At 70.2% G+C, this 18,145-nt stretch carries 6 protein-coding genes; 4 read left to right on the forward strand and 2 right to left on the reverse strand.

The annotated features are described in order from the left end of the window. The first annotated feature begins 202 nt into the window (after positions 1–202). Positions 203–7,723: a type I polyketide synthase gene (locus tag ACZ7CH_RS13500; protein ID WP_470373980.1), complete on the forward strand. Its 7,521-nt coding sequence runs from the start codon at positions 203–205 to the stop codon at positions 7,721–7,723. Positions 7,724–7,885: 162 nt separating this feature from the next. On the opposite strand, the gene ACZ7CH_RS13505 is transcribed toward ACZ7CH_RS13500, so the two are convergent. Then, positions 7,886–10,216, reverse strand: a complete 2,331-nt coding sequence (locus ACZ7CH_RS13505; RefSeq protein ID WP_470373981.1) for an ATP-binding protein — start codon at positions 10,214–10,216, stop codon at positions 7,886–7,888. A 718-nt stretch (positions 10,217–10,934) separates the two neighbouring features. On the opposite strand from ACZ7CH_RS13505, the gene ACZ7CH_RS13510 reads away from it, so the two are divergent. Further along, positions 10,935–14,003, forward strand: a complete 3,069-nt coding sequence (locus tag ACZ7CH_RS13510) for an AfsR/SARP family transcriptional regulator (RefSeq protein ID WP_470373982.1) — start codon at positions 10,935–10,937, stop codon at positions 14,001–14,003. On the opposite strand, the gene ACZ7CH_RS13515 is transcribed toward ACZ7CH_RS13510, so the two are convergent. Next, complete coding sequence (locus ACZ7CH_RS13515; RefSeq protein ID WP_470373983.1) at positions 13,964–15,739, reverse strand: condensation domain-containing protein; 1,776 nt, start codon at positions 15,737–15,739, stop codon at positions 13,964–13,966. The genes ACZ7CH_RS13510 and ACZ7CH_RS13515 overlap by 40 nt on opposite strands. A gap of 222 nt (positions 15,740–15,961) precedes the next feature. Here ACZ7CH_RS13515 and ACZ7CH_RS13520 point away from each other — a divergent pair, with 222 nt between their 5' ends. Next, positions 15,962–17,236 carry an MFS transporter gene (locus ACZ7CH_RS13520; protein WP_470373984.1) on the forward strand — a complete coding sequence of 425 codons (1,275 nt, stop codon included), beginning with the start codon at positions 15,962–15,964 and terminating at the stop codon, positions 17,234–17,236. A gap of 154 nt (positions 17,237–17,390) precedes the next feature. Next, on the forward strand, positions 17,391–18,110 hold the full coding sequence (locus ACZ7CH_RS13525; protein ID WP_470369199.1) for an O-methyltransferase: 720 nt from the start codon (positions 17,391–17,393) through the stop codon (positions 18,108–18,110). Positions 18,111–18,145 lie beyond the last annotated feature (35 nt).

Raw genomic sequence — 18,145 nt, forward strand, 5'->3', positions numbered from 1 at the left:
AGTTAGAGGCCGAGCGGACTCCACCCGAGGGCGCGTTCCGTTTTCCGGTACGCCTGCGATGAGACGCCCGACACAGTGGAATCCCTGCTCAGCGACCCGTCGACGAGGAGTTCCGAAAACCGGAACAGTCATTCGCATTGGCGGCCCGCGGTGGTCTTTCATCGATTCACACCGCTGCCGATCGATCCACGGGGGTCAATTGATGAACGCCGGTCAGCTCCACCCGCGCGACGCCATCGCCGTTGTGGGAATGGCGTGCCGAGCACCCGGCGCTCGTGATCTCCAGGATTTCTGGCGACTGCTCCATTCCGGTGAGAGCGCCATCTCCGCCGTGCCGTCCGACCGCTGGGACGCCACGACCGCACCGCAGGGCGCGCGGTTCGGCGGTTTCGTGGACGACGTCGCGGGTTTCGACGCCGAGTTCTTCGGGATCTCTCCGCGCGAGGCCGCCGCGATGGACCCCCAGCAGCGCCTCGTCCTCGAACTGTCCTGGACGGCGCTGGAGGACGCGGGCATCGTGCCCGCGACGCTGAGCGGCAGGAACGTCGGTGTGTTCGTCGGCGCGCTGCGCGACGACTACGCGATCCTGAGCCACGCGGACGAGGACACCATCTCCGGCACCACCATGACCGGGACCCAGCGGGCCGTCATCGCCAACCGCGTCTCCTACGCCCTGGGCCTGCGCGGTCCGAGCATGACCGTCGACACCGCCCAGTCGTCCTCCCTGGTCGCGACGCACCTGGCCGCGACCAGCGTGCGCTCCGGCGAGTCCGAGCTGGCGATCGTCGCCGGTGTGAACCTGAACCTGCTGCGCGCCGGTGCCGTCACCGCGTCGCGCTTCGGCGGGCTGTCCGACGACGGCCGGTGCTTCACCTTCGACGAGCGGGCCAACGGCTTCGTCCGCGGGGAGGGTGCCGGGGTGGTCGTGCTCAAGCCGCTGGAGCGTGCGCTCGCGGACGGCGACCCGGTGCACTGCGTGCTCCTGGGTGGCGCGGTCAACAACGACGGGTCCACCGACGGCCTCACCGTGCCGAGTGCCGAGGCTCAAGCCGAGGTCGTGCGAGCCGCCTGCGCCGACGCCGGCGTGGCGCCCGGCGACCTCCAGTACGTCGAGCTGCACGGTTCCGGCACTCCGGTCGGTGACCCGCTGGAGGCGGCGGCGCTGGGCGCGGTCCGCGCGGGAGCCGAGCCCCTGCCCGTCGGTTCGGTCAAGACCAACATCGGTCACCTCGAAGGCGCCGGCGGGATCCTCGGTCTCATCAAGACCGCCCTGAGCCTGGAACACGGCGTGATCCCGCGCAGCCTGAACCACGACCGGCCCAACCCGGACATCCCGCTCACCGAACTGGGCCTGCGGGTGGTCACCTCCACCGAACCCTGGCCGGAGAGCGACACCCGCCTGGCCGGCGTCAGCTCGTTCGGCATGGGCGGGACGAACTGCCACGTCGTGCTCGCCTCAGCGCCTGCGGCCGTTTCGCCGCAGCCCTCCGCCGAGCAGGTCAGCGCCGAGCAGCCCGCCGCCGAGCAGGTCGGCGCCGTGCCGGTTCTGCTGTCGGGCCGCACCGAGCAGGCTCTGCACGCCCAGGCCGCCCAGCTCGCCGCCCACCTCGACGCCGCGCCGGACGTCGACCTCGTTGACCTCGCCCACGCGACCGTCACCACCCGGACGCCCTTCCGGCACCGCGCCGTCACGGTCGCCACCACCCGCGAGGACCTGCTGCGGTCGCTGCACGCGGTCGCGGACGGACTGCCCGACGGGCGCACCGTCCAGGGCCAGGCCCGCACACCCGGCAAGACCGTCTTCGTCTTCCCCGGCCAGGGCTCTCAGTGGATCGGCATGGCGGCCGCACTCCTGGAGTCCTCCCCCGTCTTCCGCGACCGGATCGACGAGTGCGCGCGGGCGCTGGCCCCGTTCACCGACTGGTCGCTGCACGACGTGCTGAAGGACGGTGAAGGGCTCGACCGCGTCGACGTGGTCCAGCCCGCTCTCTTCGCGGTCATGGTGTCGCTGGCCGCCCTGTGGCAGTCCCTCGGTGTGCGTCCCGACGCGGTCGTCGGCCACTCCCAGGGTGAGATCGCGGCTGCCTGCGTGGCGGGTGCGCTCACCCTCGAGGACGCGGCCAAGGTCGTGGCCCTGCGGTCCCGCGCTCTCCAGGTGCTCGCCGGTACCGGCACGATGGCCGTGGTGGCGCTGTCCGAGGCGGAGGTCCGCTCCCGGCTGACGGAACGGCTCGAGGTCGCCGCGATCAACAGCCCGACCTCCACCGTCGTGTGCGGCCCCATCGAGGACGTCGAGTCGTTCGTGGCCCTGTGCCAGAACGAGGGTGGCCGGGCGCGTCGCATCGCCGTCGACTACGCCTCCCACTGCGCCGCCGTCGAAGCCGTGCGCGAGCAACTGCTGGCCGACCTGGGCGACATCACCGCCCGGGAACCGGACATCGCGTTCTACTCCACCGTCACCGGCGAACCGGTCTCGCGGCCGCTCGACCCCGGCTACTGGTACGACAACCTGCGTCAGGCCGTTCTCCTGGCCCCCACCGTCGCGACCCTGCTCGACGAAGGCCACTCCGTCTTCGTGGAGATCAGCCCGCACCCGGTCCTCACCGGCGCGGTCGCGGAAACCGCCGAAGCGGCCGGCGCCGACCCGGTCGTCGTCGAGACCCTGCGGCGCGACGACGGTGACTGGGCGCGCGTGCTGAGCTCCGCGGCTTCGTTGCACACCAGCGGAGTCGCCGTCGACTGGCACCAGGCCCTCTCCCCCAGGACCTGCGCGCGACTGCGGCTGCCCACGTACCCGTTCCAGCGGCGGCCGTTCTGGCTTCCGGCCACCGGTGCCCGTCCGGCACCGGCAGTTCCCGCGGCGGTCGTCGCCGAGCAGGAGGAGATCGTTGCGCAGACGCCCTCGGCGAACGGGCGGCAGCTGCTCCGGCTCGTCCTGGCGCACACCGCGATCGTGCTCGGACACGCCGACGCCGCCGCCGTCGACCCGGACCTCACCTTCAAGGAGATGGGTCTGGACTCCCGCATGGCCGTCGAGCTGCGCGGCCGGCTCAACGACGCCACCGGCGCGAAGCTGCCCTCCGGGGCGGTCTACGACCACCCCAGCCCGTCCCGGCTGGCCGAGGCGCTGCGCGTCCGGCTCGGCGGTGACACCGCTCCCGCCGCCATCACGGCTCCCGACGCCGGCAACGCCCAGGACGACGACCCGATCGCGATCGTCGCGATGGCGTGCAGGCTGCCTGGCGCCGACTCCCCGGAACAGCTGTGGCAGCTGCTCGTCGAGGGAGCCGACCTGACGAGCGAGCTCCCCGGCAACCGCGGCTGGGACCTGGACCACCCGGTGCGGATCGCCACCGCACGCGGCGGCTTCCTGCACGGCGCCGGCGACTTCGACGCCGACCTGTTCGGCATCTCACCGCGTGAAGCGGCCGCGATGGACCCCCAGCAGCGCCTGCTGCTGGAACTGGCCTGGGAGGTCTTCGAACGCGCGGGCCTCGACGCGTCGTCGTTGCGCGGCAGCCGGACCGGTGTCTTCGCCGGAATGATGGCGCAGGACTACGGGCCCCGCATGCACGCGCCGTCCGAGGAACTCGCCGGTCACCTGCTGACGGGCGGGGCCGCGAGCGTGGCCTCTGGCCGCATCTCCTACGCGTTCGGGCTGCGCGGGCCCGCCATCACGCTGGACACCGCGTGCTCCTCGTCGCTGGTGGCGGTGCACACGGCCGCGCGGTCGATCCAGGCAGGCGAGTGCACGCTCGCCCTCGCCGGTGGCGCGACGGTCATGGCCACCCCCGGCATGTTCGTGGAGTTCGAGAAGCAGGGCGGGCTCGCGCCGGACGGCCGCTGCAAGCCCTTCTCCGCGAACGCCGACGGCACCGCCTGGGGTGAGGGCGCCGGCCTGGTGCTGCTGGAGCGGCTGTCCGACGCCCGGCGCAACGGGCACCCGGTGCTCGCGGTGCTGCGTGGCAGCGCCATCAACTCCGACGGCGCCAGCAACGGTCTCACCGCGCCCAACGGCCGCGCGCAGGTCGAGGTCGTGCAGGAGGCGTTGCTCTCCGCCGGGCTCACCGCGCGCGACGTCGACGTTGTCGAGGCCCACGGCACCGGCACGGTGCTGGGTGATCCCATCGAGGCGCAGGCGCTGCTGGAGACCTACGGCAGCGCCCGGTCCTCCGAGAACCCGGTGTGGCTGGGCTCGCTGAAGTCCAACATCGGCCACGCCCAGGCGGCGGCCGGCGTCGCCGGCATGATCAAGATGGTGCTGGCCCTGCGCAACGGGACGCTCCCGCGCACGCTGCACGCAGCCGAACCGACCACGCACGTCGACTGGTCGGCCGGATCGCTGCGGCTCCTCGACGAGACGACGGCATGGCCCGCCGGTGGATCACCGCGTCGTGCGGCTGTCTCGGCGTTCGGCATCAGTGGCACCAATGCCCACGTCATCATCGAGGAAGCAGGCGCCACACCCGCGTTGTCCGAAGTGGACGTCCCGGCGGTGACCGCCTGGCCGTTGTCCGGCGCGACCGCCGCCGCCCTGCGGGCCCAGGCGACGCAGCTGCACGAGTTCGCGAGCAGTCGTGCCGACGTCTCCCCCGCACTCATCGGCGCGGCACTGGACCACAGCAGGACGGCGCTGCGGGAACGCGCCGTCGTTCTGGGCGAGGATCGCACCGAGGTGCTGTCGGCCCTCTCGGCACTCGGCGCCGGCCGGTCGGCGGAAGGCGTCGTGCGCGGTCACACGACGACCGGCGGCACCGCGTTCCTGTTCTCCGGGCAGGGAAGCCAGCGGATCGGCATGGGTGTCGCGCTGGCGCAGGCGTACCCGGTGTTCGCCGAGGCCCTGACGGAGTGCTTCTCCCACCTCGACCCGGAGCTGCCGCGGATCATCGCGGAGGACCCGGACCGGCTGAACCACACGGAGTTCGCGCAGCCCGCGCTGTTCGCCGTCGAGGTGGCGTTGCACCGCCTGCTGGCCGACTGGGGAGTGACCCCCGACTTCCTCGCCGGCCACTCGATCGGCGAGATCGCCGCGGCGCACGTCGCCGGAGTGCTGTCCCTGCCGGACGCCTGTCGGCTGGTGACCGCACGCGGCCGCCTCATGCAGGCACTGCCCGCCGGTGGCGTCATGGTCGCGGTCCGTGCCGCGGAGGCCGACGTCGCTCCACTGCTCGACGGCGACGTGGCGATCGCGGCGATCAACGGCCCTGAGTCGCTGGTGCTGTCCGGCGCCGAGGACGCGGTTCTGGCCGTGGCGCGGCACTTCGGTTCGCCCAAGCGCCTGGCCGTGAGCCACGCGTTCCACTCCCCGCTGATGCAGCCGATGCTCGACGAGTTCCGGCGCGTGGCGGAGGAGCTGACCTACTCCCCCGCACGCGTCGCGGTGGTGTCGACGGTGACCGGTCAGCTGATCACCGGAGACGACCTGCGCTCGGCGGAGTACTGGGTGCGGCACGCCGCGAACGCGGTGCGCTTCCACGACGCCGTCACGACCCTCGCCGCCGAAGGCGTTCGCACGTTCCTGGAACTGGGTCCTGACGCGGTGCTCACCGCGCTCGGTTCCGCGGGTCTGGCTTCGGCGGACGACTGCCTGTTCGCGCCGTTGCTGCGCCGCGACCGCCCGGAAGCCCTCACCGCCGTCACGGCGGTCGCCTCCGCTCACGTCCGCGGCCTCGCCGTGGACTGGGCACGCGTGGGTGGCGTCGCGCGGACACCGATGATCGACCTGCCGACGTACCCGTTCCAGCGCGAGCGCTACTGGGCGGAGGCGGTGCGGCAGAACGCCGCCGCACCCGCAACGAACGACTGGCGCTACCGGGTGGCCTGGAACCCCGTCCCGGCCGTCTCCGCCGCCCGGCCCGCCGGCACCTGGCTGGTCGTGGCCCACCCCGAGCACGGCCAGGCCTGGGTGCGCGCACTGACCTCCGGTCTGATCGACTCCGGCGCGCGGGTGCACCAGCTGCTGGCCGACGACCACCACGACCTCGCCGCACGACTGTCCGCGGTCGGTCGCGTCAACGGGATCGTCTCCCTGCTCGGCCTGGCCGAACACCAGGAGTCGGGCGTCTCCACCGGGCTCAGCTCGACGCTGGCGCTCCTCACCGCGACCGGCGACCTGGGCATTCCCGTCTGGCTGCTCACCGAGCAGGCGGTGGGCACCTCCGCCGACGACCCGGTGCGCAACCCCGTGCAGGCGCAGGTGTGGGGCCTCGGCCAGGTGGCGGCACTGGAACAACCCGGGTCGTGGGGCGGTCTCGTCGACCTGCCCTCCACCCCCGGTGCCCGTGCGGTCGACCGCCTGCTCGGCGTGCTGGCCGATCCGGCCGGCGAGGACCAGTTCGCGGTGCGCGACGAGGACGTGCTGGTGCGACGGGTCGTTCCCGCGCCTGCGGCACGCCGGAACCCCGCCCGCCGCTGGCGCCCCGAGGGCACCGTCCTCATCACCGGCGGCACCGGCGCGCTGGGTGCGCACCTGACCCGCTGGCTGGCGGCCGAAGGTGCCGAGCACGTCGTGCTGGCCAGCAGGCGAGGTGCGGCGCAGGAAGAACTGCACGCGGACCTCGCCGCGCAGGGCGTCCGCCTGACGTCCGCGGCGTGCGACGTCACGGACAGCACCGCCGTCGGGGAGCTGGTCTCCTCACTCGCGGCTCAGGGCCAGCCGGTGCACACCGTGGTGCACGCGGCCGGGGTCAACGTGACCCGGCCGTTGACCGAGACGTCCGGCCAGGACCTCGCCACCGTGCTCGCGGCCAAGGTCACCGGCGCCCAGGTGGTGGAGGACCTGCTCGTCACCGGTCAGGTCGAGGAAGCGGTCTTGTTCTCCTCCGCAGCCGGAGTGTGGGGCGGCAACGGCCAGGGTGCGTACGCCGCGGCCAACGCCTGCCTCGACGCGCTGGCGGATCGCCTGCGCGCCGACGGCCACCGCGTGACGTCCGTCGCGTGGGGCATGTGGGCCGGCGACGGCATGGGCGCGGACGACACGCTCGCGACCAAGCTCAGCCGTTCCGGAATGCGCGCGCTGGCACCGGAACTGGCTCTGCGGGCCCTGCACGAGGCCCTCTCCGCCGGTGAGTCGGCGCTCACCGTGGCGGACCTCGACCGCGACAAGTTCGCGTCGCTGTTCTCCTCGGCCCGCGAGCGCCACCTCTTCGACGAGTTCGTGGTCGTGTCCGAAGTGGACGGCTCGGGTGACGTGACCTTGCGCGACGAGTTGGCGGCCCTGCCCGCGGACAAGCGCCGCAGTCGCCTGCTGGACCTGGTGAAGAGCGAGGCCGCGGCCGTCCGGGGCCAGAGCGACCCGGAGTCGATCCCGTCCGACCAGGCGTTGCGGGACCTCGGTTTCGACTCCCTCATGTCCGTCGAGCTGCGCACCAGGCTCGCGACCGCGACCGGCCTGACCCTGTCCAGGACGCTCGTGTTCGAACATCCGGACGCCGAGGCGCTCGCCCGCCACCTGCACGACGAGCTGCGCGACGAGGACGAGGACGTCCTGGCGGTGCTGGACCGGCTCGAGCCGGCGATGACCGCTGATCCAGACCTCGTGCCGGACGTCATCAAGCACCTGCAGGAACTGCTCGTCCGTCTCGGCGGGTGGGAGGCCACGTCGCCCGGCCTCGAACTCGACGTCGCCACCGACGAGGAGCTCTTCGACCTCATCGACGGTGAACTGCGGTTCGACCCCCCGACGACCGGCCGGACGTCCGACGAGGACACCGGCGGCCTCTGATCTCACCCTCGCGGGACTGAACGTCCCCGGATCAGACAGGAGACCGGGCGGGAAGGCCGTCTGCACAACGGCCTTCCCGCGCCTTCGCACCGCCGTGGGTCCGACTACCGCACGCCGACACCCGTGAGTGCGTCAGTCGCCGCGGGCGTACGTGACCACGCCTCACCCCTCACCGGATGCGGCCGGAGGGCACGCCGTCGAATGTCGCGACGTGGATCCGACGCCATGGGCGGCGACTTTGGTCCTGACGTTGTCGGCGCTGGGGTGATCGAGGCCGGTGAGCAGTTCGAGGGCCTTGTGCCACGACCGGAAGGCCTTGGTGCTGTCGCCCATGTAGTGCTGGACGTCGCCGAGGTGCTCGAGTGCTTCCGCTTCGCCGAACTGGTCGCCCAGCTCCCGGTGCACCTCCAGCGCCTGCTCGTAGCAGACGACGGCCTGGGCGTGCTGGCCGAGGTGGTGGTGGATGTGGCCGAGGCTGTCCAGTGCCAGGCCCTGACCGGCCCGGTCGTTGTGCTCTCGCAGGAGGACGAGGGCTCTTTCGCAGTAGGCCAGGGCCAGGTCGTGGTCGCGGAGCAGCGTGAGGTGCCAGCCGATCGCGTTGTAGCACCTGGCCTGCCCGAGCCGGTGGCCGGTTTCGCGGTACAGGTCAAGGGCTTGGTGGTCGTGTCGGAGAGCCTGCTTCGGGTCGCCCCACCGCTCCCACATGATGGACAAGGTGTTGTGGATGTGCGCCTGTTCGGTGCGGTCACCGGCTTGGACGGCGAGGTCCAGGCCGCGGTGGAGCTGGTTGTCGGCGTCGTCGAACCGGTACAACCGCGTGTACGCGCGGCCGAGCTGGCAGTGGGCGCGCGCCTCCATGACCCGATCGGCCAATCGGGCCGCGGCCGCGATCGCGGTCCGCCAGATCACCAACCCGTCGTGCCAGTGCCCCCGGCGGTCCAGGAAGACCGCGATCGCCTGGGCGAGTTGTCCGACCTGCGCCTCCCGGCCGGTGGTGGCGTGTTCGATGATGTTGAGCAGGACGGCGCGTTCGCTGGTGAACCAGTCGAGTGCGCGCTGGTAGTCGGTGAACTGCTCCGGCACGGTTCCCCCGGCCGGTGGGGCCGGTTCGGTGTGGTCCGTGGCGGGGTCCAGCACCTGGTTGGCGTTGCACGCCGTGTGCAGGTAGTGGTCGAAGATCCGGCCGACGGCGGCCCGGCGGTCCGGTTCGGGTTCGGTGGACCGGGCCAGGTGTGCGGCGTAGTCACGCATCAGGTCGTGCCAGGTGTGCCGGTCGGGATGACGCTTGGCGATGAGGCTCGCCGAGGTCAGTTCGAGCAGCGACGCCCGCGCTTCCGGGAGGGAGACGGCGGCGAGGCTGGCTGCGGCCGCGACGGTGACGTCCGGGCCGGGGTGGAGGCTGAGGAGCCGGAACAGCCGGGCCGCCGGTGGGGTCAGTGCCTGGTAGGACCAGGAGAACGCTGCCCGGACGTCGGCCTGTGGGTCGCCGTCCTCGAAGACGTCCGACCGGCCCGGTGCGCCGGCCAGTTCCCAGACCACGGCCGCCAGCGGCAGCTCCGGGTCCATCGCCGCGCGGGCGGCGACCACGGCCAGTGCCAGTGGCAGCCGCGCGCAGCGGCCGACGATCTCGTCGACCGCTGCGGGCTCGGCGGTGACCCGGTCGAGGCCGAGCCGATCGGTCAGCGCGTCCTGGGCCTCCGAGGTGGTGAACAGGTCGAGCGTGAGCGGGTGCGCTCCCTCGGCGGCAACCAGACTGGAGAGCCGGTTGCGACTGGTGATCAGGACCAGACAGCCGGGTGCGGCCGGCAGCAGCGGACGTACCTGGACGGCGTCGCGGGCGTTGTCCAGCACGATCAACATGCGCTTGTCGGCGAGCAGACTGCGGTACAGCGCTGTCTGGGCGTCCAGATCGGCGGGGATGCGGCTCGGCGGCACCTCCAGGGCGTCGAGGAAACGGCGGACCGCCTCGGCCGGGTCCACCGCCCGGCCGCCGGGGTCGAAGCCACGCAGGTCCACGTACAACTGCCCGTCACGGAACCGGCCGGCCACCCGGTGCGCCCAGCACACGGCCAACGTGGTCTTGCCGACCCCCGCCGTGCCACTGATGGCGACGATCACCACCGTGCCCGCGCGGGCAGTCGTCTCGGCCAGGGCGTCCAGCGTCGTCAGCTCGCGGGCGCGACCCGTGAAGTGGCGCACCGCCAACGGAAGCTGTCGGGGAACCGGCATCCTACCCAGGTGGTCGGCACCGCCGCCGTCGGGAATCGCCGGTGCGGCGGACTTCTCGCCGAAGGCGTACTCCAGCAGGGTGTACCGGGGGCGCCAGTGCTCTTCGATGCCGGTTGCCACCGACAGCCGGTCCAGTCGGCCGTTCTCGTCGGCGTACCGGTGGCAGTTGGTGACCAAGCCCTTGACCAGTTCCCAGTCTGGAAGTCGCCGAACCTGGCCGTTCAGCACCGTCGCGAGCTGGCTCCTGCCCCGGCCGAGCTGCACCTCCAGGACCCGCAGACTCGGTCCGCCTGCCTGCGTCCGCAGACGCCGAAGATCATCACACAATCGCCGCAGGAGCTGCGGGGCGAAGTCAGTGGCCAACTCGGGGCCTCCGGTGTGTCCGCCGCCGTCCGCCCTTTCCCGCGGACAGCGCGCATTCACCTGCGCCGCACTGTTCGAGTGCCCGTAGCTGTCCGACATTCACGAAAGTGAGCGTACCGACGGATGATGATAATTCACTGATGTTGCGCCGATGAGAGGAACGCGATCATGCCGCCGACCTACTGCATCGCTATCGGCCACTCCCGTTTTCGTTCGGCCTGCGAACCGCGTCCGGGTATCCCGTGAACCATTCAGAGTGAACGCGGCACGCCGAACGGCGTAACCCGGGTGTTGGCCGGAATTTGCGGTGAGAAGGAGCAGCCTATGCGGTTCCGCATTCTTGGCCCACCGGAGGTCATCGGCGCGGTCGACCGACCGTCGTTCGCGCCTCGACAGAGGATGATCCTCTCCGGGTCGTCACTCGAACCCGACCGCGTGGTGTCCGTCGAACGTCCGGTGGACGCCGTCTGGGTACCGCGTCGGCGATGGTCCCCGTGCTCCACCGCCCGCTGACGGACCACGACCAACGGGGCCTCGCGCCTGTCGAGCGACCACGGGATCGTCCGCCACGACGCGGACCCTCCACCTCGCGTCCATCACGTCGAAATGGCTTCGTGTCATGCATTTCAGGATCCTCGGTTCGCTCGACGTCTCCCTCGGCCAAATTTCTTTGCAGTTTCCGAACGGCCGCCAGCGAACCGTGTTGGCGATGCTCCTCATGCAGGAAGGAAGCCTCGTATCGCTCGACCGGATCACCGAGGGGATATGGGGAGAGGATCCACCCGTCACCGCCAAGGGGCAGATCCACACCTGCATCTCCGCTTTGCGGCGTGAGCTGCGAAAATTCGGTGACGACCATGCGATCGCCACCAGCCTGATGGGCTACACGATCCATCTTCCCGCGGGTTCGCTCGACTCCACCGCGTTCCGCCGGATGGTCAGTTCCGGCCGAGAGCTGGCTGCCGCCGGGAAGATCAGGGACGCGGCAGCTGAGCTGCGTGCCGCGCTCGCGCTCTGGCGCGGCCCGGCGGTGGCCGCGGACGTCGAGAGCGCGGTGGTCAGAACAATGGCGATCCGGCTTGAAGAAGAACAGATCAGGACCACCGAGGAGTGCATCGAGCTGGAGTTCGAACTCGACAGGCATCACGAGCTCGTGGCCGAGTTGAGTGAGCTCGTCCGGGCTCACCCGCTGCGCGAGTCACTGAGAGCGCTCCACATGGTCGCCCTGCACCGGTCTGACCGGCAAGCGGACGCCCTTGAGTCGTTCCAAGAAATCAGGGACACCCTCAGGGAAGAACTCGGACTGGAGCCATCCGACCGGCTGCACAGGCTGCACAAGTCCTTCCTGAGACGGGTCGATCCGCTGTCGGTCACACCCCGGACTGCTTCTGGACCGAAAACCACCGGCAACTTTCCCGCCATCGTCCCCCGGCAGCTCCCGCCGACTGTCGCCGACTTCACCGGCCGGGAGGAAGTGGTCGACGCCATCGTCGCGAGGCTTTCCGGATCGGGTTCCGCGGAAGGCAGGCGATACATGCCTGTCGTGTGCCTCAACGGCAACGGAGGCGTCGGCAAGACGACCCTGGCCCTTCACGTGGCGCACGCCGTCCACCACCTGTACGACGAAGGCGCGATCTTCGTTCAGCTCCCCGGCGGCGACGGCCATCGCAGCGACCCGCTGGACGTGCTGGCCAAGCTGCTCGGCTCACTCGGCTTCCACCCCGCGGCACTTCCTGAGGACCTCGAACACCGGAAGGCCGTCTACCGCAGTTGGCTCGGCGACCGCAAGGTCCTGCTCCTGCTCGACGACGCCGACAGCGCGGCCATCGTCACGACGCTGATGCCGGGAAACGCCAACTGCTGTGTGATCGTCACGAGTCGCTACCCTCTCACCAGCCTGCCCGGCGCCGTGCACGTTCACGTCGAGAACCTGGATGAGGCGGCCTGCGTCGAACTGCTCGGCAAGATGGTCCGCCCCGAGCGCGTGGCCGCCGAGTCCGACATGGCACTCGAACTGGTCAGGCTGTGCGAGTGCCTGCCACTTGCCGTCCGGATCGTGGCCGCCAAGCTCGTGAAGTGGCCGCACTGGAGCATCAGGCAGATGGTCTCCCGCCTGAAGGACGAAACCCGGCGACTTGACGAGCTGACCCTCGGCGACATGAGCGTCCGGGCGACGATCGCTTCCTCCTGCAGCGGCCTCAGCCGGGGTGCGCGGCAGCTGTTCACCAGGCTCGGGCTCCTCGGCCCGGTGGACTTCGCGTCCTGGGTGTGCGCTCCGTTGCTCGATGCCGACGGTGATTCCGCGGCCGACCTCCTCGACGAGCTCGCCGCGGCTCGCCTCGTCGAGGTGAAGGCGGACGACACGGGCCGATACCGGTTCCGGCTGCACGCCCTGGTGCGCATCTTCTCCCTGGAGCGGCTGGCCGTGGACGAGGTGCCGAGCGAGCGCCGTGCGGCACTGTCCCGGCTGTCGCACTGCTGGCTCTCTCTGGCCGTCGACGCTCACCGCCGCGTCCACGGCAGTGACGGGCCACGCTGTGCCGCGCGGTCGTGGACGCTGCCGGCCGGTGTGCGCGATCAACTCCTGGTGGATCCGCTCGGCTGGCTCCGGCTGGAGAGCGCGGCACTGGTTCTCGCCGTGTCGCAAGCAGCTCATCTCGGGCTGGACGAGGTGTGCTGGGGGCTGGCTGTCGCCCTGGTCGCGCTGTTCGAGTCCGATCACCGGGTCGAGGACTGGCTGTACACGCACGAGACAGCGCTCGACGCCGTCAGACGGACCGGCAACGAGCGCGGTGAGGCCGCGTTGCTGTACTCGCTGGGGATGATGACCCTCAACGGCGGCGTGAAAGACGCGACGTCCACTTTGGAGTCCTCCCTCCGCCTCTACGAGGGACTCGGCGATGTGCCCGGCCGAGCACGGGCTCTCGGTGCGCTCGCGTTCGCTGACCGAATGGCCGGTCGGTTCGACCGGGCGCTGCTGGGCTACCGGCGGGCTCTGGCCGACCACCGGTCTGCCGGTGACCAGGTGGGTGAGGTCGACGTGCTGGGCGACATGGCGCAGATCCACATGGACAGGGGACTCTGGGACGACGCCAGGCTGTTCCTCGACCAGGCGGTTGCCAAGAGCACCACGCAGGCGCCGCGCACAGCCGCACGGGTCGAGCACCGGCTCGGCACCTTCCACCTCCGCACGGGGAACTGGCGGGACGCCGAGGAGTCGTTCGTCAGGGTGCTGGCACGGGCGCGGGAATGCGGTGACACGGTGGGCGAGGCGCACGCGTCGGCCGCTCTCGGCTCACTCATGACTCGCCGTGGGCACCACGAGTCCGCGCAGGCCGCCCTGTCTGCCGCGCTCACGCTGTCGCGTGGCACGGCCGGCGGTCTCGACAGTGCACGGGTCCTGCTGTCATTCGTCGAGTTCTGCGTTGTCGTCGGGGACTGGGACCGCGCCGCCACCCTGATCGGCGAAGCGCTGACGACCTTCGGTGAGACCGGTCCGGCTCCGGTGCTCCGTGCCAGGTTCCTCGAGTTCAAGGCCCACGTGGAGACGGGTCTGGGACATCCACGGGCCGCGGAGGCAGCCCGTGGCGAGGCCTTTGACATCACCCAGCGGTACGGCTCCGGCATCGCGTCGGACCTTCGGGGCGGCTATCGACTGCGCAGCGGCGCCTCGTGGGACTGGCTTTGAGCGTCCGGCAGCCCGCTCCTCCCGGACCCCGCGCTGATCGCCGGCCAGCCGATGGGGTTGTCGACGCCGGCCGGAACCGCCGCGCAGACGACGTAACGGCGCGGCGTCGTCGCTGACGGGTGTGCCGGTAGCACGGCCATGCACCGCGCGTGAGCTTGCTCCGGCGTCCGGACGGAGTCAGCGGCCTCGACGTACGCCACCAGCGGTTCATCGGCCACCTGCGCGAAAATACGCGCCCCGGCCGGTGCGAACGCGTCATCGAGGAGTCGCTGGACCTCAGCCAGGTCGACCCACTGGACATCGGTCTTGACCCAGGTCGAGTCCCGGCGGACCGGCTCCAGCCGAAGGGCGTCGACGATGCCCTCGTGATCGAGGTCGCCACCGCATGCCGCCACCAGGAGACGCTCGACGGCCTGCAGCAACGACGTCAGGTGTTCCACCGGCACCCGGCCGAGGTCGGAACTCCAGCCACACAGCTCCACCTCGTCGTCCAACTTGGAGACGTCGAACCGGACGGGTGTCGCCAGGCGGAATGGCATGGGGTGGTGACGCAGCCGGGTCCGGTTCAGCAAGGCGGTCAGGTGCTCCGGTGACGGTGGACGTTCCTCCACAGCCACACCGCTTTCGACGACACTGCAGTTGTAGATGGCGTCGAAGCAGAAGAAAACACCGCGTTCGTGCGCTATCCCGTCGCCGATTTCTGCGAGCTCATAGGCATCGTAAACGCCGTGCATGCACCCCTTCAGCATGCCACCCCACGCGTTTCTCACCACTTGGTCGAAGCTCGCGAAGCCGACGTCGATGGCGGCGATTCCTGTTTGGGCGAGCGTGCCGACGTAGTCGTAGAGGTGGCGCTCAAAACGGTTCGAGGGCATCACCGGGAACACTATCTCGCGATAGCCGGTGCGCACGGAAAGCACGGCGCACACCGCGGCAAGCAGAACACTGGACCGGCTGGTTCGCGTGCGTGCGCTCACGCTCCGCGCGGCCAGTGCGGCGGCCGGTGACGACATGGAGACGCCCACCGTGTCGTCATCAGCGTTCGCCTGCGCGAGTTCGGGCCGCGCGGAAGGCGTCAGGTAGAGAGGTGAGGGCATCACGGCGAGCTTGCCGCTCCAGTACTCCAGCGTTCTGCGACGTTTCGCGCGTTCACGCTCGGAGCATTCGAGTTCCGCCTGGTCCAGCGGATGATGGCGAGGCGGTCCCACGACCCGGGCCGCGGGATCGCTGATGAGTTCAGCCAGCTCACGCTGGAGGATCTGCGCGCCGGCCCTGTCCACCGCCATGTGCGAGAACTCGACGAGGACCGCCCGCACCACGTCAGCGCTGGTGGCCAGGGCGACTCGCAGCTGGTGGCCGGCCAGCCGCTCCCCCGCGGGCCGGTGCGGAGTTGTGCTCGCCAAGTGCTCGGCGAGCTCGGCCTCGACGTCAGACTGGTCGGCTCGGTCGTCGTCCAGCGAACAGATGTCGACCATCACCGTGCCGGCGGAGGAGACGCGCTGACATGGCGGCGGTCCGGTGACGAAGGACGTCCGCAGCACCTCATGGCGGGCGATCAGGAGCGCAAGACCGTCGGTGACGTCTTCCACGCTCGCCGTCTCACTCAAGCTGACCGCACACGTCACGACAGGGTACGGCTGGCCCTCTCGCGACTCGAAATCTTTGATCCACTTCAGAATGTTGATCTGGCCTGTGGTCAGCGGCCCCTGCCGGGTGGTCTCGGCGGAGAAATGCACGGGCACCGACGATCGCAGGGTGAGTTTGACGGCTGACATATCACTTCCCAGGCGCGTTCACGAAGTGCAAGAATTGATGGTTTTGCCATCTGGTTCAACCAGTTCTAGCGCAGGCGTCTGCCGTGGTCAACAAAGGAGAGACATACCTTGACGTCATGCCTGGGGCACGATTACGTCTTCGCGTATGGCTGATGTGGCCACCCTTCCGAGAGGAGCGGCCCAGTGCCCGTCAACAAGGGGGCCGAACCGCTCGGGTTCCTGATGAGGAATCCCCAGTTCGGGATGTTGCTGGTCGTCAACCTGGTCTCGTCGTTGGTGGGAGCGGGCGTGGGCATCGCCTTGAGCGTCCACCTCTACCAACTCACCGGCTCGCCGATCTGGACGGCCTTGCTCGCGGCCACCCCGACCGTGGCCGGGGTGGCCTTCGGGCACCTGGCCGGGACGGTCACAGATCGCTGGGGCACACCCCTGCGGATCATGCGGATCGCGCTCTTCCTGCGGGTGCTGGTGCTGCTGACCGTCTTCGCGGTCGCCGACTCGCCGATCGGCCTCCTCTGCGCGGTGTTCGCCCAGGCTGCCATCCAGCAGCTCTACATCCCGGCCGAGCAGGTCCTCATCGCCGACTACGTCACCGCCGAGGACCTGGTCGAGGCCAACGGCCTGAACTCGTTCGCCTCCAACGCCACCAGGCTGGTGGGGCCCGCGCTCGGCGGGTTCACGATGGGATGGGCCGGCTTCCGCTGGACGGTCATCGGGGTGACGGCGCTGATGCTGCTGTCCACACTGCTCAGCCTGCTCCTGCGGGGGTCAGGGCGGAAGACGCCGACCGCCGGCGACGCGCCGGAGGAAGGCACGGGAAGCACGGAAGGCGACGGCGACGGGTACCTGGCGATCGTCCGGCGCAGCCGTCGCGTCCGGGGCCTGGTGCTCCTGCAAGTCCTCGACGCGATCAGGGAGGCGCCGCTGTCCTCCCTGTTCCCCGTGCTCATGCTGGGCGTGATCGGTGCCACCTCCGGGCAGATGGGCCTGGTCAACAGCTTGTTCGCGGTCTCGGCCCTGATCGCGGGCCCGATGATCGGCACGGTGGTCCGCCGGCTGGGGTACCGCCTTCCCGTCCTGCTCGGCGCCGCCGTCTCCAACGCCGCGATCGTGGTGCTGATGATCTGGCCGTCGCTCCCGCTGGCGTTGATCGTCTTCGTCGTCTCCGGCCTTCCCTTCACCATCTCGTGGGTGGGCGGGCAGACCTGGCTGCTGCTCAGCACGCCGCTCTCGCTGCGCGGCCGGATCGTGGGCACGACCGGGGCCATCTACGCCGGGGTGTCGCTCGTCGCCATGCTCGCGAGCGGCGTGCTGGCGGAGTGGTTCGGCCCGCGGTGGGTCATCGGCGTGGGAGCCTCCATCGCGCTGATAGGCCTGATCGCCATCGCGGCACTGCTCGCCGAACGCCGGCAGCCGACCGGCACCGACCAGTCGGCACAGGCCACCTCCGTGATGTGACCACGACTCCCGGCCTCTGCCTGCCGGCGCACGTGCCGGCAGGCGGCCGCGGGCTCGATCGGCAACCCTTCACCCGGGTACCGCGGTTCGTGGTCCTGCCAGCAGGACAACACACTCACCGCGACGTTCCGCACCTCGCACCACGGCGTTGACAGTGGCGGATTTCGGCGGACAGCATTGCGCCATGGATATGTCGATTCCTGCGGCAGGACTCAAGTCCGCCTTGTTCTCCGATTCCGGAGTCAGCGATCAATCCCGCATCCGGTCGCTCATGGAAGACGTATTCCGACGCGCAGAAGACCCCCCGAACACCTTGGACGACCGGGTCAGCAACCTGTCCCAGCTCCTGTACCTGATGTACCTGGCGAGAGCCCGGAAGGCCACCCGCATAGCCGAGATAGGTTTCAGCATCGGCTTTTCGAGCATCGCCTTCCTGGAGAGCTCACCCGCCGCACAGGTCACGTCCTTCGAAATTCACGACGAGACACCGGCCAAGTCGGCGAAGGAGTTCATCGACTCCCGTTACCCAGGTCGCCACCAGCTGATCTACGGAGACTCCACGCAGACGGTACCGGCCTTCCAAGCTCCCCCGACATCAGATGGTTTCGACCTCGTCTTCATCGACGGCGCCCACGAGTACCCGTCGGTGAAGGCGGACATCGCGAACGCCCGCCGGCTGGCCAAACCGGGCGCCACGATCGTGGTCAACAGCATGACCCCCTGGTTCAAGTGGGGAATCGGCCCGACGACCGCGTGGGACGAGGCGGTCCAAGACGACGTCGTCACCCCGCTCGAGCACGTGTCCAACGCGGTCGCCGTCAGCCGGATTCGCGGGCCGATCGCACGTGCGTGGGCAGTCGGACAATTCCGGTAAGCGCACGCCCGGCACGTCGAAGCCGAAGTGTTGAC

The sequence above is a fragment of the Lentzea sp. NPDC037011 genome (genome assembly GCF_055607425.1).

Bases quoted from the DNA above. Each gene is read 5' to 3' on its own strand.
- ACZ7CH_RS13500 (WP_470373980.1), top strand. From the start codon at position 203: ATGAACGCCGGTCAGCTCCACCCGCGCGACGCCATCGCCGTTGTGGGA.
- ACZ7CH_RS13510 (WP_470373982.1), top strand. From the start codon at position 10,935: ATGCATTTCAGGATCCTCGGTTCGCTCGACGTCTCCCTCGGCCAAATT.